The organism is Dactylosporangium sp. NPDC049742, assembly GCF_040674675.1.
GTDB lineage: Bacteria > Actinomycetota > Actinomycetes > Mycobacteriales > Micromonosporaceae > Dactylosporangium > Dactylosporangium maewongense.
The window spans coordinates 1-17,552 of the sequence record NZ_JBFANF010000101.1 but is presented as its reverse complement, the minus strand read 5'-3'; the positions used below and the strand labels follow the sequence as shown (position 1 = coordinate 17,552).

12 protein-coding genes and 1 riboswitch are annotated in these 17,552 nt (G+C 72.8%); of the genes, 6 read left to right on the top strand and 6 right to left on the bottom strand.

All coding sequences use genetic code 11. The annotated features are described in order from the left end of the window. The first annotated feature begins 1 nt into the window (after position 1). From AB0J72_RS55465 to AB0J72_RS55455, 3 genes are all read left to right on the top strand, one after another. A complete protein-coding gene (locus AB0J72_RS55465; protein WP_363416280.1) occupies positions 2-910 on the top strand; it encodes a sugar ABC transporter permease in 909 nt (302 codons plus the stop codon). Further along, a complete protein-coding gene (locus AB0J72_RS55460) occupies positions 907-1,749 on the top strand; it encodes a carbohydrate ABC transporter permease (RefSeq protein ID WP_363416277.1) in 843 nt (280 codons plus the stop codon). Before AB0J72_RS55465 ends, AB0J72_RS55460 begins: the two co-directional genes overlap by 4 nt. A 109-nt stretch (positions 1,750-1,858) precedes the next feature. Beyond that, the gene (locus AB0J72_RS55455) at positions 1,859-3,352 is read left to right on the top strand and encodes a phospholipid carrier-dependent glycosyltransferase (protein WP_363416274.1); all 1,494 of its coding nucleotides are present in this window, start codon (positions 1,859-1,861) and stop codon (positions 3,350-3,352) included. 1,964 nt (positions 3,353-5,316) lie between these two features. Here the strand turns inward: AB0J72_RS55455 and AB0J72_RS55450 are convergent. From AB0J72_RS55450 to AB0J72_RS55440, 3 genes are read right to left on the bottom strand one after another with little or no spacing between them, the layout of a single operon-like run. After that, on the bottom strand, positions 5,317-6,219 hold the full coding sequence (locus AB0J72_RS55450) for a DJ-1/PfpI family protein (protein WP_363416271.1): 903 nt from the start codon (positions 6,217-6,219) through the stop codon (positions 5,317-5,319). Next, positions 6,219-6,791, bottom strand: coding sequence for an isochorismatase family protein (locus AB0J72_RS55445; RefSeq protein WP_344502464.1), 573 nt, complete (start codon positions 6,789-6,791; stop codon positions 6,219-6,221). Before AB0J72_RS55445 ends, AB0J72_RS55450 begins: the two co-directional genes overlap by 1 nt. Continuing rightward, positions 6,788-8,026 (bottom strand): MFS transporter, encoded by a 1,239-nt coding sequence (locus AB0J72_RS55440; RefSeq protein ID WP_363416268.1) that lies wholly within the window; start codon positions 8,024-8,026, stop codon positions 6,788-6,790. Before AB0J72_RS55440 ends, AB0J72_RS55445 begins: the two co-directional genes overlap by 4 nt. A 75-nt stretch (positions 8,027-8,101) precedes the next feature. Here AB0J72_RS55440 and AB0J72_RS55435 point away from each other — a divergent pair, with 75 nt between their 5' ends. Together AB0J72_RS55435 and AB0J72_RS55430 are read left to right on the top strand one after the other, a co-directional pair. Beyond that, positions 8,102-8,887 carry a methyltransferase domain-containing protein gene (locus AB0J72_RS55435; RefSeq protein ID WP_363416265.1) on the top strand — a complete coding sequence of 262 codons (786 nt, stop codon included), beginning with the start codon at positions 8,102-8,104 and terminating at the stop codon, positions 8,885-8,887. A gap of 9 nt (positions 8,888-8,896) precedes the next feature. Next, the gene (locus AB0J72_RS55430) at positions 8,897-9,247 is read left to right on the top strand and encodes a hypothetical protein (RefSeq protein WP_360573769.1); all 351 of its coding nucleotides are present in this window, start codon (positions 8,897-8,899) and stop codon (positions 9,245-9,247) included. Between the two features lie 796 nt (positions 9,248-10,043). On the opposite strand, the gene AB0J72_RS55425 is transcribed toward AB0J72_RS55430, so the two are convergent. The 3 genes from AB0J72_RS55425 to AB0J72_RS55415 all read right to left on the bottom strand — a co-directional run bounded on the left by AB0J72_RS55425 (position 10,044) and on the right by AB0J72_RS55415 (position 13,422). Next, complete coding sequence (locus AB0J72_RS55425) at positions 10,044-11,552, bottom strand: precorrin-2 C(20)-methyltransferase (protein ID WP_363416262.1); 1,509 nt, start codon at positions 11,550-11,552, stop codon at positions 10,044-10,046. Then, entirely contained in the window at positions 11,549-12,178 is a 630-nt protein-coding gene (locus AB0J72_RS55420; protein ID WP_363416307.1) for a precorrin-8X methylmutase, read from the bottom strand. Before AB0J72_RS55420 ends, AB0J72_RS55425 begins: the two co-directional genes overlap by 4 nt. 104 nt (positions 12,179-12,282) lie before the next feature. Continuing rightward, positions 12,283-13,422, bottom strand: a complete 1,140-nt coding sequence (locus AB0J72_RS55415; RefSeq protein ID WP_363416259.1) for a precorrin-3B synthase — start codon at positions 13,420-13,422, stop codon at positions 12,283-12,285. A gap of 85 nt (positions 13,423-13,507) precedes the next feature. Beyond that, positions 13,508-13,730, top strand: a riboswitch (cobalamin riboswitch). Between the two features lie 39 nt (positions 13,731-13,769). On the opposite strand from AB0J72_RS55415, the gene cobN reads away from it, so the two are divergent. Beyond that, positions 13,770-17,321, top strand: coding sequence for a cobaltochelatase subunit CobN (cobN, locus tag AB0J72_RS55410; RefSeq protein ID WP_363416256.1), 3,552 nt, complete (start codon positions 13,770-13,772; stop codon positions 17,319-17,321). The last annotated feature ends 231 nt before the right edge of the window (positions 17,322-17,552 follow it).

Below are 17,552 nucleotides of genomic sequence, written 5' to 3'. Positions count from 1 at the left end.
CATGCGGCACGGTCGGCGCCTGTTCGTGCTCACGTTCCTGCTACCGCCACTGGCGCTGTACGCCGTGTTCGTCATCTCGCCCTACCTGCAGGCGTTCCAGATCTCGCTGACCAACTGGCGGGGACTGTCGCCGGAGTACGAGTACGTGGGGCCGGAGAACTTCAGCCGGCTCCTGCAGGACCACTACGTGTGGAACGCCCTGAAGAACAACGCCATCATTCTCGTGGCCCTGCCGGTCCTCACGATCGTGCTGGCGTTGTTCTTCGCCTCGATGCTCACCATCGGCGGCCGGTCCAACAAGGCCGGCGTGCGGGGCGTGCGCGGCGCCGCGTTCTACCGCGTCGTCTACTTCTTCCCCCAGGTGCTGTCGGTGGCGATCATCGGCGTGCTGTGGAAGGAGGTGTACGCCCCGCGCAGCGGCATCCTCAACGGGTTCCTGCGCACCATCGGGCTCGACGGCCTCGCGAAACCCTGGCTCGGCGTCCCCGACTTCGCGTTCTGGTGCGTCCTGGCGGTCATGGTGTGGAGCAACGTCGGCTTCTACGTCGTGCTCTTCAACGCCGCCATGCAGTCGATCCCCCGCGAGATCTACGAGGCGGCGATGCTCGACGGCGCCGAGCGCGGCGAGACCCTGCGCAAGATCACCGTGCCGCTGCTGTGGGACACCATCCAGGTGGCGTGGGTGTACCTCGCGATCCTCGCCATCGACGGCTTCGCCGTCGTCCAGATCATCACGCTGGGCGGTCCGGGCAACAGCTCCGACGTCATCGGCCTGCGCCTGTACGACACGGCGATGGGCGAGTACAAGTTCGGCTACGCCTCCGCGATCGGGGTCGCGATGTTCTTCCTGACGCTGTCCGTCGCGGTCGTCGCGCTGCGCCTCACCCGCCGGGATCGGATCGAACTGTGAAAAGCCGCTTCCGCGTCGCCAACGCCTTCTCCCACACCGTCCTCGTCGGCTGGGCCGTGCTCACCACGTTCCCGCTCCTCTGGGCGATCCTCAGCGCGTTCAAGGACGACAACGAGATCCTCACCAGCGCGTGGAGCCTGCCGTCGAAGCTGCGCTTCGAGAACTGGAGCCGGGCCTGGAACGAGGCCCACCTCGGCCGCTACTTCCTCAACACCGCCATCGTCGTCGGCGGCGCCCTCACGCTCACCATGCTGCTCGGCGCGATGGCCGCCTACGTGCTCGCCCGGTACACCTTCCGCGGCAGCCGTGCCGTCTACTTCCTGTTCGTCGGCGGCATGATGTTCCCCGTCTTCCTGTCGCTCGTCCCGCTGTTCTTCGTGGTGAAGAACCTCGGCCTGCTCTCCACCCATCTCGGCCTGATCCTGGTGTACAGCGCCTACTCGCTGCCCTTCACCGTCTTCTTCCTCACCGCGTTCTTCCGGACCCTGCCGAGCGAGGTCGCCGAGGCCGCGACGATGGACGGCTGCACGCACTACGGGCTGTTCTTCCGCGTCATGCTGCCGATGGCCCGGCCCGGCCTGATCAGCGTCGGCATCTTCAACCTGCTCGGGCACTGGAACCAGTACGTGCTGCCGATCGTCCTCATGCAGGGCGAGGGCGCGGAGAAGAACTGGGTGCTCACGCAGGGCCTCACCGCGCTCGCCGTCAACCAGGGGTACGCCGGCGACTACAGCGCCCTGTTCGCCGGGCTGGCCATCGCGATGCTGCCCGTCCTCGTCCTGTACCTCGCGTTCCAGCGCCAGGTGCAGTCCGGCCTCGCCGCCGGTCACCTGAAGTGACTCCCCCGCCGGGGGGGCCGCCTGAAGTGACTCCCCCGCCGGGGGGGCCGCCTGAAGTGACTCCCCCGCCGGGGCATCCCGTGGGAGGCGATACACCTACGATCACCGGATGACCACGCAAGCGCGGACAGTGCCGGACGTCGTACGCCGCCGGCTGACCCCGCCCGGGCCGGCCACCCCAGGGTTCTGGCTGGCCGCGATCCTGGTCACCGCGATCGGGCTGCTCCTTCGGATGGTGAACCTGTCCCATCCGAGGGAGCCGATCTTCGACGAGGTCTATTACGCCAACGAGGCGTGGGACCTGCTCCAGCACGGCGTCGAGTGGAACCCCGAGGACAACACCCCGCAGTACGTGGTCCACCCGCCGCTCGGCAAGTGGATGATCGGGCTCGGCGAGCAGATCTTCGGATACAACTCCTTCGGCTGGCGCATCGCCGCCGTCACGGTCGGCGTGATCTCGATCCTGCTGATCGTCCTCGCCGCCCGGAAGCTCTTCCGCTCCACGATCCTCGCCGCCACCGCCGGCCTGCTGATGTCCCTGGACGGCATGCACTTCGTGCTGTCCCGTTCGGCGCTGCTGGACATCTTCCTGATGTTCTGGATCGTGGTCGCCTTCTACTTCCTGGTCCTGGACCGCGAGCAGCGGCGCGCGAGGTGGCTGGAGGCGCTGGAGTCCGGCTCATCCCAGGTGCGGCTCGGCGTTCCCTGGTACCGGCTGGCGTGCGCCGTCTCGCTCGGGCTCGCGGCGGGCGTCAAGTGGAGCGCGCTGTGGTACATCCTGCTCTTCGCCGCCGCGATCGTCGTGCTCGACGCCGGCACCCGCCGCACCGCCGGCGTCTCCAACTACGTGAGCACCGCGCTGCTGCGCGACGGCCGGTGGCTCCTCGTGTTCGGCGCCCTCATCGTCGTCACCTACCTCGCCACCTGGACCGGCTGGTTCGCCTCCGACGACGGTTACTTCCGGCACTGGTACGCGCAGGCGCACGGCCTCGGCAGCGACCGCCTCATCGACCCGCTGGTCAACCTGTGGCACTACCACCAGGAGGCGTACGGCTTCCACACCGGCCTGGACACCCCGCACCCCTACCAGTCCTGGCCGTGGATGTGGCTGCTGCTGGGCCGCCCCGTCAGCATGTACGTGAACACCGACGGCCCCTGCGACGCCGCCAGCTGCGTCTCCCAGGTGCTGCTGCTCGGCACCCCGGTCCTGTGGTGGTCGTTCCTGCCCGCGCTGGCCGCCCTCACCTGGCTCGCGATCGCCCGCCGCGACGGCCGCGCCTGGCTCATCCTGGCCTGCTCCCTCGCCGGCATCGTCCCCTGGTTCCAGTCCATGCCGGCCCACCGCACGATGTTCTACTTCTACGCCCTGCCCGCCGAGCCTTTCCTGATCCTCGCCGTCGTGTACGTCCTGGGCGCCATCATCGGCCCGCCCCGCCACGTCAACCCCGCCAGCGACCACCGCCTGATCGGCTCCATCGTCGCCGGCGCGTACGTCACCCTGGTCGCCATCTGCTTCGCCTACTTCTACCCCATCTACAGCGCCACCGTGATCACCAACGCCGAATGGCTCTCCCGCATGTGGCTAGGCTCCCGCTGGATATGACCCACCCCCCCTTGTTAGGGGGGTGGCCGGCCTCGAGCAGCGGCTTGCCTGGGGACGGACGCTGCTCTGGGAGTGACCGCTGACCTGGGGCAGCGGCGGCCCTAACCCCGGTCCACGTGCCGCGCATCCGGCTCGGCATCCGACCCGGCACGCGTGCGCGCCTCGGCGCACGTGCGCAGCTCAGTGGCATGCGCCAGCGCTGATACGTGTCCGGCGTGGGGCATGCGCCCGGCCGCACGAACGGTCCAGGGCGGGAACGCCCCTGAGCTGCATGAGTGGTCCGGGGCTGCTGAGTCGCCACGGTGCACTGGTCGTTGGGGTGGTCCACGCCGGTGGCGGATGGTCTTCTGCCGTGCCGGGCAGGCGGGTTGTGTGGGTGACTGGTTTGGCGGCAGCCTTCCCCGGAGGTCGCGGTGAGCCCGATGCCGAGCGCGGAACCCGAAACCCGACCGAAGTCCGAGCATCCGACCCGGCACGCGTGCACAGCTCAGCAGCATGCGCCGGCGCCGATGTGTCCGGTGTGGGGAACGCGCCCAGCCGGACGAGCGGTCCAGGGCAGGACACACTCCGAGCCGCACGAACGGTCGGCGGGCATGCCCCGAGCCGCATGAGTGGTCCAGGGCGCTGAGTCGGCACGGTGGACTGATCGTGGGGTGCCGCGACGATGGCGGATGGGGTCGGGATGCAACTGATCTCGATGCGGGCGCGGGCGTGTCGCGGGAAGCCGTCCGGACCGACAACCGTTGTTGAGGTTGCGATGTCGCCGCCATGGGGGTGGGAATGCCCGTGGTCGCTTGTTGGGTGGGACCACGCGGCGGCGGGCGGTCTTCTGCCGCGCAAGGCGGGCGGGTTGTGGGCGCGACTGATGCTGCGGGACCCTCCCAGGAGGTCGCGGTGGACCCGACGCCAAGCGCGGAACCCGAAACCCGACCGCAGCGAGCACTGGCGCCGCAACTGGGGCCGAGGCCAGCAGCCGGAGCTGGGACTGGCCGCGGAAACGGGACCGACGGCCGGGACCGTGGCTGGTGCAGCGGCCGAGCGGAACCGGGCCAACGGCCACAACCGCGGCCGGCGCAACGACCCGAACGGAAACGTGAGCAACGATCGGTGCAGCGGCTGTCGCGGAATCGGGAGCCGGCGCGGAATCGGGAGCCGCCGCGGAAGCGGGAGCGAGAACGGCGGCGGGCGTCGGAGTCGGAGGTGGCGGCGTGGGTGTGAGGGCTGGGGTCACCGTCGTGATCGAAGCTGGCGCCTCGGCGGCGGGGACTGCGATCCGAGCAGAGGTGGGGGCAGGCGTCCCGCCCGCAGCGGGCGGCGCAGCCCCGGCCAGCGGCACAGCCTGAGGTGGAGCTGGCGGCACAACCTGAGCAGCAGTCAACGGCACAGCCCGACGTGCAACCGGCGGCACAGCCCCAGCCGCAGCTGGCGGCACGGCCCGAGGTGTAGTCGGCGCCACCCGACTCGCAGTCAGCGGGGCAGTCCGAGGGGCGGGTGGGGGCGGAGCGGCGGGGTGCGGTACCGACGCCGCAGCGGGAAGTGAGAGTGCTGTCGTGGACGGAGGTGGGGTTGTGACGGCGGGCGTGTCGGGACAGCGAAGGGCGGGGCGAGGTGGTGGCGGGGTGGGGGCGGCGGCGAGGAGGCGGGCGTTGCGGAGGCGGGTCAGTTTCGTGGCGTGGCGGGCGGTCAGGCCGTGGGCGCGGGCTTCGGCGAACTCGGCCCTGGCGCGGGAGCGGGCCTCGCGGCGGCCGGCGGACTCGGCTGCGGTGGCGGCGCGGCGGGCGGTGCCGTCCAGCTCGGCGATGGGCAAAGGTGGGCGTGGATCAGGTGCGGACAACGAGAAGTACGGGCGTGGCATTGGCGGCCTCCCCCTGGCCGACGCTTGCCTCAATTCTCCCGGCCCCCCAACCCGGCGTCCAGCGCCCACCGCCACCATGCACGCGCTGTGACTGTCGAAGTACCAGCCGTCAGAGGCGGGAGCGGAGGCGGCGGAGCATGCGGGCGTCCTCGAAGCCGGCGGCGCGGGCGGCGGACTCGACGGTGGCGCCGTGGCCGATGAGGTGTTCGGCGCGTTCGACCCGCAGGAGCTGCTGGTAGCGCAGCGGGGTGAGGCCGGTGGCGTCGCCGAAGAGGCGGGTGAGGGTGCGTTCGCTGACGCCGGCCGTGGAGGCGAGGTCGCGGAGCGGGAGGCGGTCGGTGAAGCGGGCGTCGATGACGTCCTGGACGCGGTGGACGACGTCGGAGAGGTGGGCGCGGTGGCGGAGCATGGCGCTGTCCTGCGGGTCGTCGCCGTTGCGCCGGGCGTACACGACCATCTCGCGGGCGATCTGGGCGGCGGTGCCCGGGCCGTGGCGGGTGGCGACGAGGTGGAGCGCGAGGTCGATGCCGCTGGCGATGCCCGCGGAGGTGACGACGCGGTCGTCGATGACGAAGAGGACGTCCTTGAGGACCTTGGCTCGTGGGTACCGCGTGGCCAGCCGGTCCTGCAGCACATGATGCGTGGTGCACCGGCGGCCGTCCAGGAGACCCGCCTGGCCGAGGGCGTCGGCGCCGGAGCAGACGCTGGCGCAGGTGCCGCCGGCCGCGTGGTGTGCGGCGAGCCAGGTACGGGCGGAAACACTGAGGCGGCCGTTCCGCGGGAAGCCGTGGCTGCGCCAGCCGGGGACCACGATCAGGTCGGCCGGTGCCAGCGGCGGCAGGCCCGTGGTCCGGCGGACCGGCAGGCCCTGGGCGGAGAGGACGTCGTCCTGCTCGGCCGCGTAGTCCAGCTCGTAGTCCAGGCCGAGGTCGCGGGCCGTGGAGAAGACCTGCGCGGGGCCGGCCAGGTCGAGCAGGTGCAGCTGCGGCACGAGCAGGAACACGACCTTCATCAGCCGATGAGCTCCTTCACCGTCGCGATCGTGGCGAAGCGGCCGGCGAGGGCGTACTCGGTGCGGGCGATGACCTCGTCGGTCCGCAGGGTGCGGGGGCTGGCGAGGATCTCGTCGTAGGGCAGGTCGCGCTCGTCGCGGTGCGGGATCGGGAACGTGGCGGTGGCCTCGGTGACGAACGTGACGTCGTAGCCCAGGTCGCCGGCGACGCGGGTGGTGGTCTCGCAGCACAGCTCGGTCTGGATGCCGGTGACGACGAGGTGGCGGATGCCTTCGGTGGTGAGCAGCTGCTGCAGGCCGGTGGTGGTGAACGCGTTCGCGGAGGTCTTGGTGAGGACCGGCTCGTCCGGCAGCGGCTGCAGGCCCTCGATCGGGCGGACGTGGCCGTTGCGCGGGTCGAACACGTTGCCGACCTCGTGGTGGAGGATCCAGATGACAAGGTCGCCGCGGGTACGGGCGGCGTCGATCAACGGGTTGACCGTCGCGACGATGTCGGGGTTGGAGACGGCGGCCCAGCTGGGGCGCTGGCGGAAGGACTCCTGGATGTCGATGACGAGCAGCGCGCTTCTCATGCTGACGATCCTGCGCCGCCGGGCGGCTCCACGACAGGCACGGCCACGCCGGTAACCGGAACGATCTGGTCACGCGCGGAACCGCGCGGAGCGCCGGACGAGAGCCGCAGAGTCAGCCAGTACAGCAGCAGCAACAGCAACGCGAGGGCCAGCAGCGCCGACCCGAGGACGTTGACCCCGGCACGGGCGAGCAGGACGCCGATCGCGGTCGGGACGAGGGCGCCACCGAGCCCGGCGCCGGCGATCTGCAGCCCGATCGCCCGGTCGGCGTGCGCGGCCCCGACGCGGTCGGCGGTGGTGAGCGTGAGCAGCGGGAACACGGGCGCGGCGGCGAAGCCGATGATGCCGAGGCCGGTCGCGGCGAGCCAGCCGGGGCCGGGCAGCGCGACCAGGAACGCGCCGCCCGCCATGCCGGCCATGCACCCCACGATGACGCGGTTGACGCCGATCCGGTCGGCGACGGCGCCCTGCACGACGCGGCCGAGGAAGAGCATCGCCCAGTAGCCCGACACGCACACGCCGGCGACCGCGTCGCTCACGCCGCGACCCTCGGTGAGCAGCAGGAACGCCCACAGTCCGGCGCCGGCCTCGACCGCGACGTAGACCCCGAACGCGACCACCTGCACCCACACCGCCGGCATCCTGAGGGTGTCCCGTCCGCGTTGTGGCGTCTCGTGTACCGGCACCGGGGCCCTCCCCCAGCTGCGGGCCTTGACGACGAACGAGATCGACAGTGCCAGCTGGGCGGTGGCGACCAGTGCGTACCCGAGGCGCCACGGCGAGCCGCCGCTGATCACGGACGTCATGATGAGCGGTCCGATCGCGACACCGAGACCGAAGCAGGCGTGCAGCCAGTTCATGTGGCGGGCGTTGAAGTTCGCGGCCGCGTAGGCGTTGAGCCCGGCGTCGATCGCGCCGCCGCCGAACCCGCCGAGCAGCGCGCACGGCACCACGAACCAGAGGCTGGGGGCGACGGCGTACCCGGCGAGGGCGAGGCTCGTCGCGGCGGTGCTGCCGGCGAGCAGCCAGCCGACGCCGACCCGCCCGAGCAGGAACCCGGCGGCGACGCTGGAGGTGAGGTAGCCGGTGGTCGCGGCGACGAGCAGGTAGCCGACGGACTCGGTCGACACGTCGAAGGTGCCGGCCATGAACGGCCAGCCGACGCCGAGGAGGCCGTCGGGGAGCCCGAGGCTGATGAACGCGAAGTAGGCCAGCACGAGCAGCGACGTTCTCACTCCGGCGATCTTACGGTGTCCACTGAATGGGAATCTTCTCCCATTATTAGAGACGCGAATATTAGAGTCTGGGACATGCCCAACAACGTCTACACCCACGGACACCACGAGTCGGTCCTGCGCTCCCACCGCTGGCGCACCGCCGCGAACTCCGCCGCGTACCTGCTGCCGGTGCTCCGGCCGGGCATGACCCTGCTGGACGTCGGCGCCGGCCCCGGCACGATCACCGCCGACCTGGCTTTGGCGGTGGCCCCCGGTGCGGTGACCGCCCTGGAGGCGACCGCGGAAGCACTGGAGGTCACGAAGGCGGGGGTGCAGGGCATCTCGTACGTCGTCGGCGACGTCCACGCGCTGGACTTCCCCGACGACAGCTTCGACGTGGTCCACGCCCACCAGGTGCTGCAGCACGTCGCGGACCCCGTGCAGGCACTGCGCGAGATGCGCCGGGTGTGCAGGCCCGGCGGTTACGTGGCCGCACGGGACAGCGACTACGCGGCGTTCACGTGGTTCCCGCAGCTGCCGGAGCTGGACGAGTGGATGGCGCTGTACCAGCGGATGGCCCGCGCCAACAGCGGCGAGCCCGACGCCGGCCGCCGCCTGCTGTCATGGGCGCGCGCGGCGGGCTTCACCGACGTGACGGCGACAGCTTCGACGTGGTGCTTCGCCGACGACGAGGACCGCTCGTGGTGGGGCGGCATGTGGGCGGACCGGGTCCGCGCCTCGGCGATGGCGACGCAGGCCCTGGCGAGCGGCTCGACCCCATCGGACCTGCAGCGCCTCTCGGACGGCTGGCGCGCCTGGGCCGCGTCCCCCGACGGGTGGCTGTCCATCCTGCACGGCGAGATCCTGGCCCGGCCGTAAGCTCTACGGGTGGATCGACCCCTCGTCACCGTGTGCCGCGACTGCTGCTGCGGCTCGCCGCGCAAGCACCCGGACGTCGACCACGCCGGCCAGGTGGCGCGGCTCCGCCAGGCACTCGGGGCGGCGGGGGTCCGGGTCAGCGGGTGCCTGGACGCGTGCGCCCGCTCCAACATCGTCGTCGTGCACCCCACCCCGTCCGCCCGGCGGGCGGGTGCCCGGCCGGTGTGGCTCGGCTACCTGCTCGACGACGCCGTGATCGACGACCTGACCGCCTGGGTCGAGGCGGGCGGCCCGGGAGTGGCCCCGCTGCCCGCGATCCTGGAGCTGTACCTGACGAAGGCACCCGCGGGGAGCGTCTAGGATCCCTCTGAAGCGTTGGGTAATCGGGCGCTCACGCCATCGGAGATCAATTAGGAACGCTGAGGTACGGTGGAAGACAAGCGGAGCCGCCGCCGGGAACGTCAGCGCCGCCCCGCCGCCACGCAACGAACGCCAAACGTCAGCACTGCCCACGAATCGACCTGCGGCGCCGCCCAGCCAGCCATCGCGCGCGTGTTGATGCCGTGATGGCTCGCTCCGCCCTTGGGTGTCGTGGCGGCTCGTCCGAGTCCCGCTGGCGGGGCTCGGACGGCTTGACGACGCGGGACGGCTCGACGACGCGAGGCGGCTCGACGACGCGAGGCGGCTCGACGACGCGGGGCGGCATAGCCGCAGCCCGGCTGCGGCCGGCGCCCGCCTCGACGAGGGGCAGCGGGGTCGGCGCCGTCGTTCCCGGCGCGCGTCGATCCGTGGTGGCTCGCTCGAACCGGCGGCTACCGGGACCCAGCTGAGCCTGGACCGCGACACCGAGCCCACGACACCGAGCCCGCGGCGCTGAGCCCGGACCTGCGAACCGGACCTGCGAACCGGACCTGCGAACCGGACCTGCGAACCGGACCTGCGGCGCGCAACGTCCCGCCACGAGGGCGGGTCAGGGCAGCGGCCGGAGGCGGTCAGAGGGCGGCAGCCGGGGCTGTCAGGGCAGTGGCCGAGGCCCGGCCAGAGGGCGGCAGCCGGGGCGGTCAGGGGCGACGTCCGGAGGCGGTCAGAGGTGCGGCGGAAGGTCAAGAAAGACAGAAGCGCGTGCAGGTCGGAAGCGTCGGAACCCCGGGCGGGGTCAGGGGTAGCGGCGGGGGGTGAAGACGACGGGGGCGCCGTCGCCGCGGGTCAGGGTGCGGGTCTGGGACGAGCCGACGATGAGCAGGGTTCGCATGTCCACTTCGGACGGGTCCAGGTCGGCGAGGCGCACCACGCGGACGCGCTCCTGCGGGCCGCCGACGTCGCGGCCCAGGACGACCGGGGTTTCCGGGGAGCGGTGGCGCAGCAGCAGGTCGCGGGCGGCCTCGACCTGCCAGGTGCGGCTCTTCGAGCCCGGGTTGTAGATGGCGATGACGAGGTCGGCGCCGGCCGCGGCCTCGAGGCGGGCGGCGATGACGTCCCACGGCTTCAGGCGGTCGGACAGTGACAGCACGCAGAAGTCGTGGCCGAGGGGGGCGCCCGCGCGGCTCGCCACCGCCTGGGCGGCGGTCAGGCCGGGCAGGACGCGCACCGGGACGTCCTTCCAGCGGGGCTCGGCGGCGATCTCCAGTACCGCGGCCGCCATCGCGAACACGCCCGGATCGCCGGACGACACGACGGCGACGCGGTGGCCGTCCTTCGCGAGGGACAGGGCGAACTCGGCGCGCTCCGACTCGACCTTGTTGTCGGAGGCGTGCCGGCGCTGGCGGGGGTTGGCCGGGATCCGGGCCAGGTACGGGGCGTATCCGACGAGGTCGGAGGCGGCCTCGACCGCGGCCAGGGCCTCGGGGGTGAGCCAGTCCCGGCCGGCCGGGCCGAGCCCGACGACGACGACCTCGCCGGCGGCGACCGCGGGCGGCGTGGACCGCAGCGCCGACGCCGTCTCCTCGTGCATGCGGCTCGGCAGCAGGGCGAGGGAGAAGTACGGCACCTCGGCCGGGTCCACAGTGGACAGAGGGGCGACGCGCTCGTTGGCGGTGGTGGCGCGCTCGACGTACCAGGCGTCGTCGAGGCGGCCGGCGCGCTCCAGGGCGTCCCGGACGGCCCCGAACGTGCGGCCGAGCTTCATGACGGCGGCGGAGTCGGTACTGGCGAGCCGCGCGGCCAGGTCCTCGACGGGCAGCGTGCCGGGCAGCACGGTGAGCACCTCGTCGCGCTCGACGAGGGGGCGGCCGAGCACCGCGGACGCGCCCGAGACCGAGGTGACGCCCGGCACGACCTCCGTCGCATAGGCGTGCGACAGCCGCTTGTGCATGTGCATGTACGAGCCGTAGAAGAACGGGTCGCCCTCGCAGAGCACGACCACGTCACGGCCGGCGTCGAGGTGCGCGGCGAGCCGGGCCGCCCACGCGTCGTAGTGCTCCTCGATGAGGGCCCGGTAGTCGCGGACCTCCTCGGTGGTGACCGGGTAGACGAGCGCCTCTTCGATCTGGCCGTCGCGCAGGTACGGCGCGGCGATCGACCGGGCGATGCTGCGCCCGTGGCGGGCGCTGTGGAACGCGACGACGGGTGCCGCGGCGATGAGCCGGGCCGCCTTCACCGTCACGAGCTCCGGGTCGCCGGGGCCGAGTCCTACGCCGTACAACCGACCGGTGTCCACTGTGGTCATTCCTTCTCGTCCGCGATGGCGTTGACGGCGGCGGCCGTCATCGCGCTGCCGCCCCGGCGGCCGTGCACGACCAGGTGCGGCAGGTCCGACGCCGCGAGCGCGACCTTCGACTCGGCCGCGCCGATGAACCCGACGGGGATGCCCAGCACGGCCGCGGGCCGGGGCGCGCCGGCCGCGATCATCTCCAGGAGCCGGAACAGCGCCGTCGGCGCGTTGCCGATGGCGACGACCGCGCCGTCGAGCCGCGGGCCCCACAGGTCGAGGGCGGCGGCGCTGCGGGTGGTGCCCAGCTCGTGGGCGAGCGCCGGGACCCGCGGGTCGCGCAGCGTGCACAGGACCTCGTTGTCGCGGGGCAGCCTGGCGCGGGTCACGCCGGAGGCGACCATCTCCGCGTCGCACAGGATCGGGGCGCCGTCGCGCAGGGCGGCGCGGGCGAGGCGCACGACGTCCGCGCTGTACCCGACGTCACCGGCGAGGTCGACCATGCCGCACGCGTGGATCATGCGGACGGTGACCTGGGCGACGTCGGCGGGCAGCGCGGACAGGTCGGCCTCGGCGCGGATCGTCGCGAACGACCGCCGGTAGATCTCCGCGCCGTCCTTGACGTAGTCGAAGCCACCGTCCATGACGGACCCAAAGCCACCGTCCGTGACGAAACCGGAGGCGCCGCCCGCGACGGCACCGGAGGCGCCGCCCTGGACGGCGCCGTCTGCGACGGACTCCTGAGCCGTCATGACAGCACCCGGTAGCCGTCGGCGGTCGCGAGCATCTCCACGTGCCTTCCCTTCGGTGCGCCGCAGCGCCGTTCGCAGCCGACCCAGTGCACCGGCAACGCATGGTCGAGACCGCCGAGGACGGCCGCGCGGGCGTCGGCGCGCACGTCGGCGAGGGCCTTCGCGCAGCCGGGCCGGCCGGCGCACGCCGTGACCCCGGCCCACGGCGTCGCGGGGTCGGTGCCGAGGCCGGCGGTCGTCAGCAGTGACTCGAGACGTCCAGCTTCTTCGACCGGCACGTCGGGCACGACGACGGTCCGCCACGGCGTGACGATGATCTCCCCCGGCGCCGCCGCGACGAGCGCCGCCGACTGCTCCGGTGTCAGCAGCCCGAGTGGTACGACCACCGTCAGCGCCACCAGTCCCCCGACCTGCGGGGTCCGTCCGACCGCCGGCCCGGGCGAGCCTGCGAACTGGTCGACGGCTGTACCGAGGGCGAACCCCAGGCGATCCGCGACCCGGGCCGGGCCGTCGGCCAGCTCGGCCAGCCGCCACGCGGTGCCGCCCTGCGCCGCGCGCTCGTCCAGGAACGCCCGGGACGCCCGGAGCAGCAGCTCAGCGGGGTTCTCCCCGGCCCGGCCCGCGGTGGGCAGCCCGGCGAGGAGGAGGCGGTCGCCGTGCAGGCCGACGTCGCCGCCGAGCGGGGACACGTCGCCGCGCCCGTCGTCGACGGTCACCAGGAACCGGCCGGGCAGCGCCGCCAGCGCGGGGTCGGCGCACAGCCCGGCGTCGAACGCGGCCACCACCGGCCGCACGTCCAGCTCGCCGAGGCCGTCGCGGCCGCTGAGCGGGCTGGCGATGATGTTGCGGACCCGCTCGTGGGTGTCCGACGGCAGCAGCCCCGCGGTGGTGAGCCTGGCCGCCAGCTCCGGCGACGCGTCCGGCCGCAGCCCTCTGATCTGCACGTTTCCGCGCGAGGTGAGCTCCAGGGCGGGGTCGCCGAGGTCCGCGGCGGCGGTGCGGAGGACCGCGAGGGCGGGGACGGGCAGCCGCCCGCCGGGCAGCCGGACGCGGGCCAGGCCACCGTCGGCCGCCGCGTGGACCTGCACGGCACCCGGGCACCGGTCCGGAGCGTCGCGTCCACTGGCAGCCTGCACGCGCCGGATACTACTGCGCAGCACCCCGCCCGACCCAAGGAAGCCGACCCCAAGGTGGGTCGGGCGAGCTTGACTCAAGGAAGCCGTGACCGGCAGAGTTGGCGGTGCTGTACGGCGACGTGTGGAGGAAGCCGGTGTGAATCCGGCACGGTCCCGCCACTGTGACCGGGGAGTGGACCTCCGACGACGGCCACCGGGCCCAGCGCCCCGGAGGCCGGAGACGACGGCCACCGGGTGCGAGCCCGGGAAGGCCGGAGGCGAGCGCCGATCCGGGAGCCAGGAGACTCTCCGCCGCCGGAACCTTTCCCGACCGACTTGGGGCGCGGACCCCGAGGGAGGACCCCGGCGTGATCCTGCTGCTGTCGACGTCCGACACCGACCTGCTCAGCGCCCGTGCGAGCGGCGCGGCGTTCCGGCTGGCCAACCCGTCCCGCCTCACCGTGGCGGAGCTGCCGGCCCTGGCCGACGGCGCCGACCTGGTCGTGGTGCGGTTCCTGGGCGGCTACCGCGACTGGCAGGAGGGGTTCGACACGCTGCTGCGCCTGCCGGCGCCGGTGGTGCTGCTCGGCGGTGAGTCGCTGCCCGACGCGGAGCTGATGCGCCACTCGACGGTGCCCGCCGGCGTCGCCGCGGAGGCCCACGCCTACTTCACCGAGGGCGGCCCCGCCAACCTCGCCGAGCTGCACAACTTCCTCTCCGACACGGTCCTGCTGACCGGCCACGGGTTCGCGCCGCCGGTGCAGACCCCCGCGTGGGGCGTGCTGGACCGGGAGTCCACGGCTGACGGCCCGACCGTCGGGATCATCTACTACCGGGCGCACCACCTGGCGGGAAACACCGCGTTCGTGGAGACGCTCTGCGAGGCCGTCGAGGACGCGGGCGGCCGGCCGCTGCCGGTGTTCGCCTCGTCGCTGCGGGCCGCCCCGGCGGAGCTGCTCGACACGCTGCGGCAGGCGGACGCGCTGGTCGTCACGGTCCTCGCCGCGGGCGGCACCCGGCCCGCCGACGCGCAGGCCGGCGGCGAGGACGGGGCGTGGGACGTCGGCGCCCTGGCCGCGCTCGACGTGCCGATCCTGCAGGGGCTGTGCCTCACGAGCTCCCGCGACACCTGGGACGCCAACGATGATGGGCTGTCGCCGCTGGACACCGCGACGCAGGTCGCGATCCCGGAGTTCGACGGGCGGATCATCACGGTGCCGTTCTCGTTCAAGGAGATCGACGCCGACGGGCTCACCGTCTACGTCGCCGACCGGGAGCGGGCCGGCCGGGTCGCCGGGACCGCGGTCGCGCACGCCCGGCTGCGGCACCTGCGGCCCGAGGACCGCAAGATCGTGCTGATGCTCAGCGCGTACCCGACGAAGCACGCGCGGATCGGCAACGCGGTCGGCCTGGACACGCCCGCGAGCGTCGTGCGGCTGCTCGAGGCGATGCACGCGCAGGGGTACGTCGGCGCCGACGGCTTCCCGAAGGACGGCGACGCGCTGATGCACACGCTCATCGCCGCCGGCGGGCAGGACGTGAACTGGCTCACCGAGGACCAGCTGCGCGGCAACCCGATCCGGATCTCCGCCGCCCGGTACCGGAGCTGGTTCGACACGCTCCCGGCCGACCTGCGGGAGGGGATGGAGCGGCACTGGGGGCCGGCGCCCGGCGAGCTGTTCGTCGACACGTCCCGCGACCCCGGCGGCGAGATCGTCCTCGCCGCGCTGCGCGAGGGCAACGTCGTGGTGATGGTGCAGCCGCCGCGCGGCTTCGGGGAGAACCCCGTCGCGATCTACCACGACCCCGACCTGCCGCCGAGCCACCATTACCTGGCCGCGTACCGGTGGCTCGCCGACGAGTTCGGCGCGCACGCGGTCGTGCACGTCGGCAAGCACGGCAACCTCGAGTGGCTGCCGGGCAAGACGGTCGGGATGTCCGCCTCGTGCGGCGCCGACGCGGCCCTCGGCAACCTGCCGCTGATCTACCCGTTCCTGGTCAACGACCCAGGTGAGGGCACCCAGGCGAAGCGGCGGGCGCATGCCACCCTGGTCGACCACCTGATCCCGCCGATGGCGCGCGCCGAGTCGTACGGTGACATCGCCCGCCTCGAGCAGCTCCTGGACGAGCACTCGACGATCGCGGCCCTCGACCCCGCGAAGCTGCCGGCGATCCGCGGGCAGATCTGGACGCTGCTGCAGGCGGCGCGGCTCGACCACGACCTGGGCCTGGCCGACCGGCCCGGTGACGACGGGTTCGACGAGCTGATCCTGCACATCGACGGCTGGCTCTGCGAGATCAAGGACGTCCAGATCCGCGACGGGCTGCACGTCCTCGGCGTCGCGCCGACCGGCGAGGCGCGGGTCGACCTGGTCCTCGCCATGCTGCGGGCCCGGCAGCTGTGGGGCGGCGCGGTCGCGCTGCCCGGCCTGCGCGAGGCCCTCGGCCTGACCGAGGGCTCGACCGCGCGCGTGTCGGTCGACGAGGCCGAGTCGCAGGCCCGCGCCCTGGTGGCGGAGATGGAGTCACGGGGCTGGCCCACCACCGACATCTCCGACATTTCGGATTTGCCGGATGTGGTACGGGTGCTGGAGTTCGCCGCACGGGAGATCGTGCCGCGGCTGTCCCGTACCGGCGACGAACTGACGATGGTCCTGCATGCGCTGGACGGAGGGTATGTCCCGGCGGGGCCGAGCGGGTCGCCGCTGCGCGGGCTGATCAACGTCCTGCCGACCGGGCGCAACTTCTACTCCGTCGACCCGAAGGCGATCCCGAGCCGGCTCGCGTGGGAGACGGGTCAGGCGATGGCCGACTCGCTGCTCGCCCGCTACAAGGCAGACCACGGTGCGTGGCCGCGCTCCGTCGGCCTGTCGATGTGGGGCACCAGCGCCATGCGCACCGCCGGCGACGACATCGCCGAGGCGCTCGCGCTGCTCGGTGTCCGGCCCGTCTGGGACGACGCGTCCCGCCGGGTGGTCAACCTGTCCCCCATCGACCTCGCCGAGCTGGGCCGCCCCCGCATCGACGTCACGATGCGCATCAGCGGCTTCTTCCGCGACGCGTTCCCGCACGTGGTCGCGCTGCTGGACGACGCGGTGCAGCTGGTCGCCGCCCTGGACGAGTCCCCCGACGACAACTACGTCCGCGCCCACGTCGCCGCCGACGTGGCCGCGCACGGCGACGAACGCCGCGCCACGCTGCGCGTCTTCGGGTCCAAGCCGGGCGCGTACGGCGCCGGCATCCTCCCCCTCATCGACAGCCGCAACTGGCGCGACGACGCCGACCTGGCCGAGGTGTACGCGGTGTGGGGCGGCTACGCGTATGGCCGCGACCTGGACGGCCTGCCCGCCCGGGGCGACATGGAAGGCGCGTACAAGCGGATCAGCGTCGCGGTCAAGAACACCGACACCCGCGAGCACGACATCGCCGACTCCGACGACTACTTCCAGTACCACGGCGGCATGATCGCCACCGTCCGCGCGCTGACGGGCCGCGCCCCAGCCGCGTACGTCGGCGACAGCACCAACCCCGACGCCGTGCGCACCCGCACCCTGAGCGAGGAGACCGCCCGCGTCTTCCGCGCCCGCGTCGTCAACCCCCGCTGGCTCGCCGCCATGCGCCGCCACGGCTACAAGGGCGCCTTCGAGCTCGCCGCCACCGTCGACTACCTGTTCGGCTTCGACGCCACCGCCGGCGTCGTCGCGGACTGGATGTACGAGAAGCTCGCCGAGTCCTACGTCTTCGACCCCGAGAACCGCAAGTTCCTCGACGAGTCCAACCCGTGGGCCCTGCACGGCATCACCGAACGCCTCCTGGAAGCCGCCGACCGCAACCTCTGGGAACACCCGGAGCAGTCCACCCTTGACGCCTTGCGCCAGGTGTACCTCGAAACCGAAGGCGACCTCGAGGACGGCAAGTAGCGCAGTCTGTGCTTCCGCCCCACCGCTGCCGCGGCGGGTCCCGGCGGGGATTCTCACCCGCGCCCCAATGCGCCGCTCCGCGGCGCACTGCCTGCGCTCGCGCGCGGCAGGACGCCGCTCACGCGGGCATCCGCGACCCGTCCAACTCCGGTTGGAACGCCCGCTTGTCCGCCGCCGCGCAAGATCGAAGGACGAATCCAGCCACCCTGACGACCACTGCGATCCTTCGAT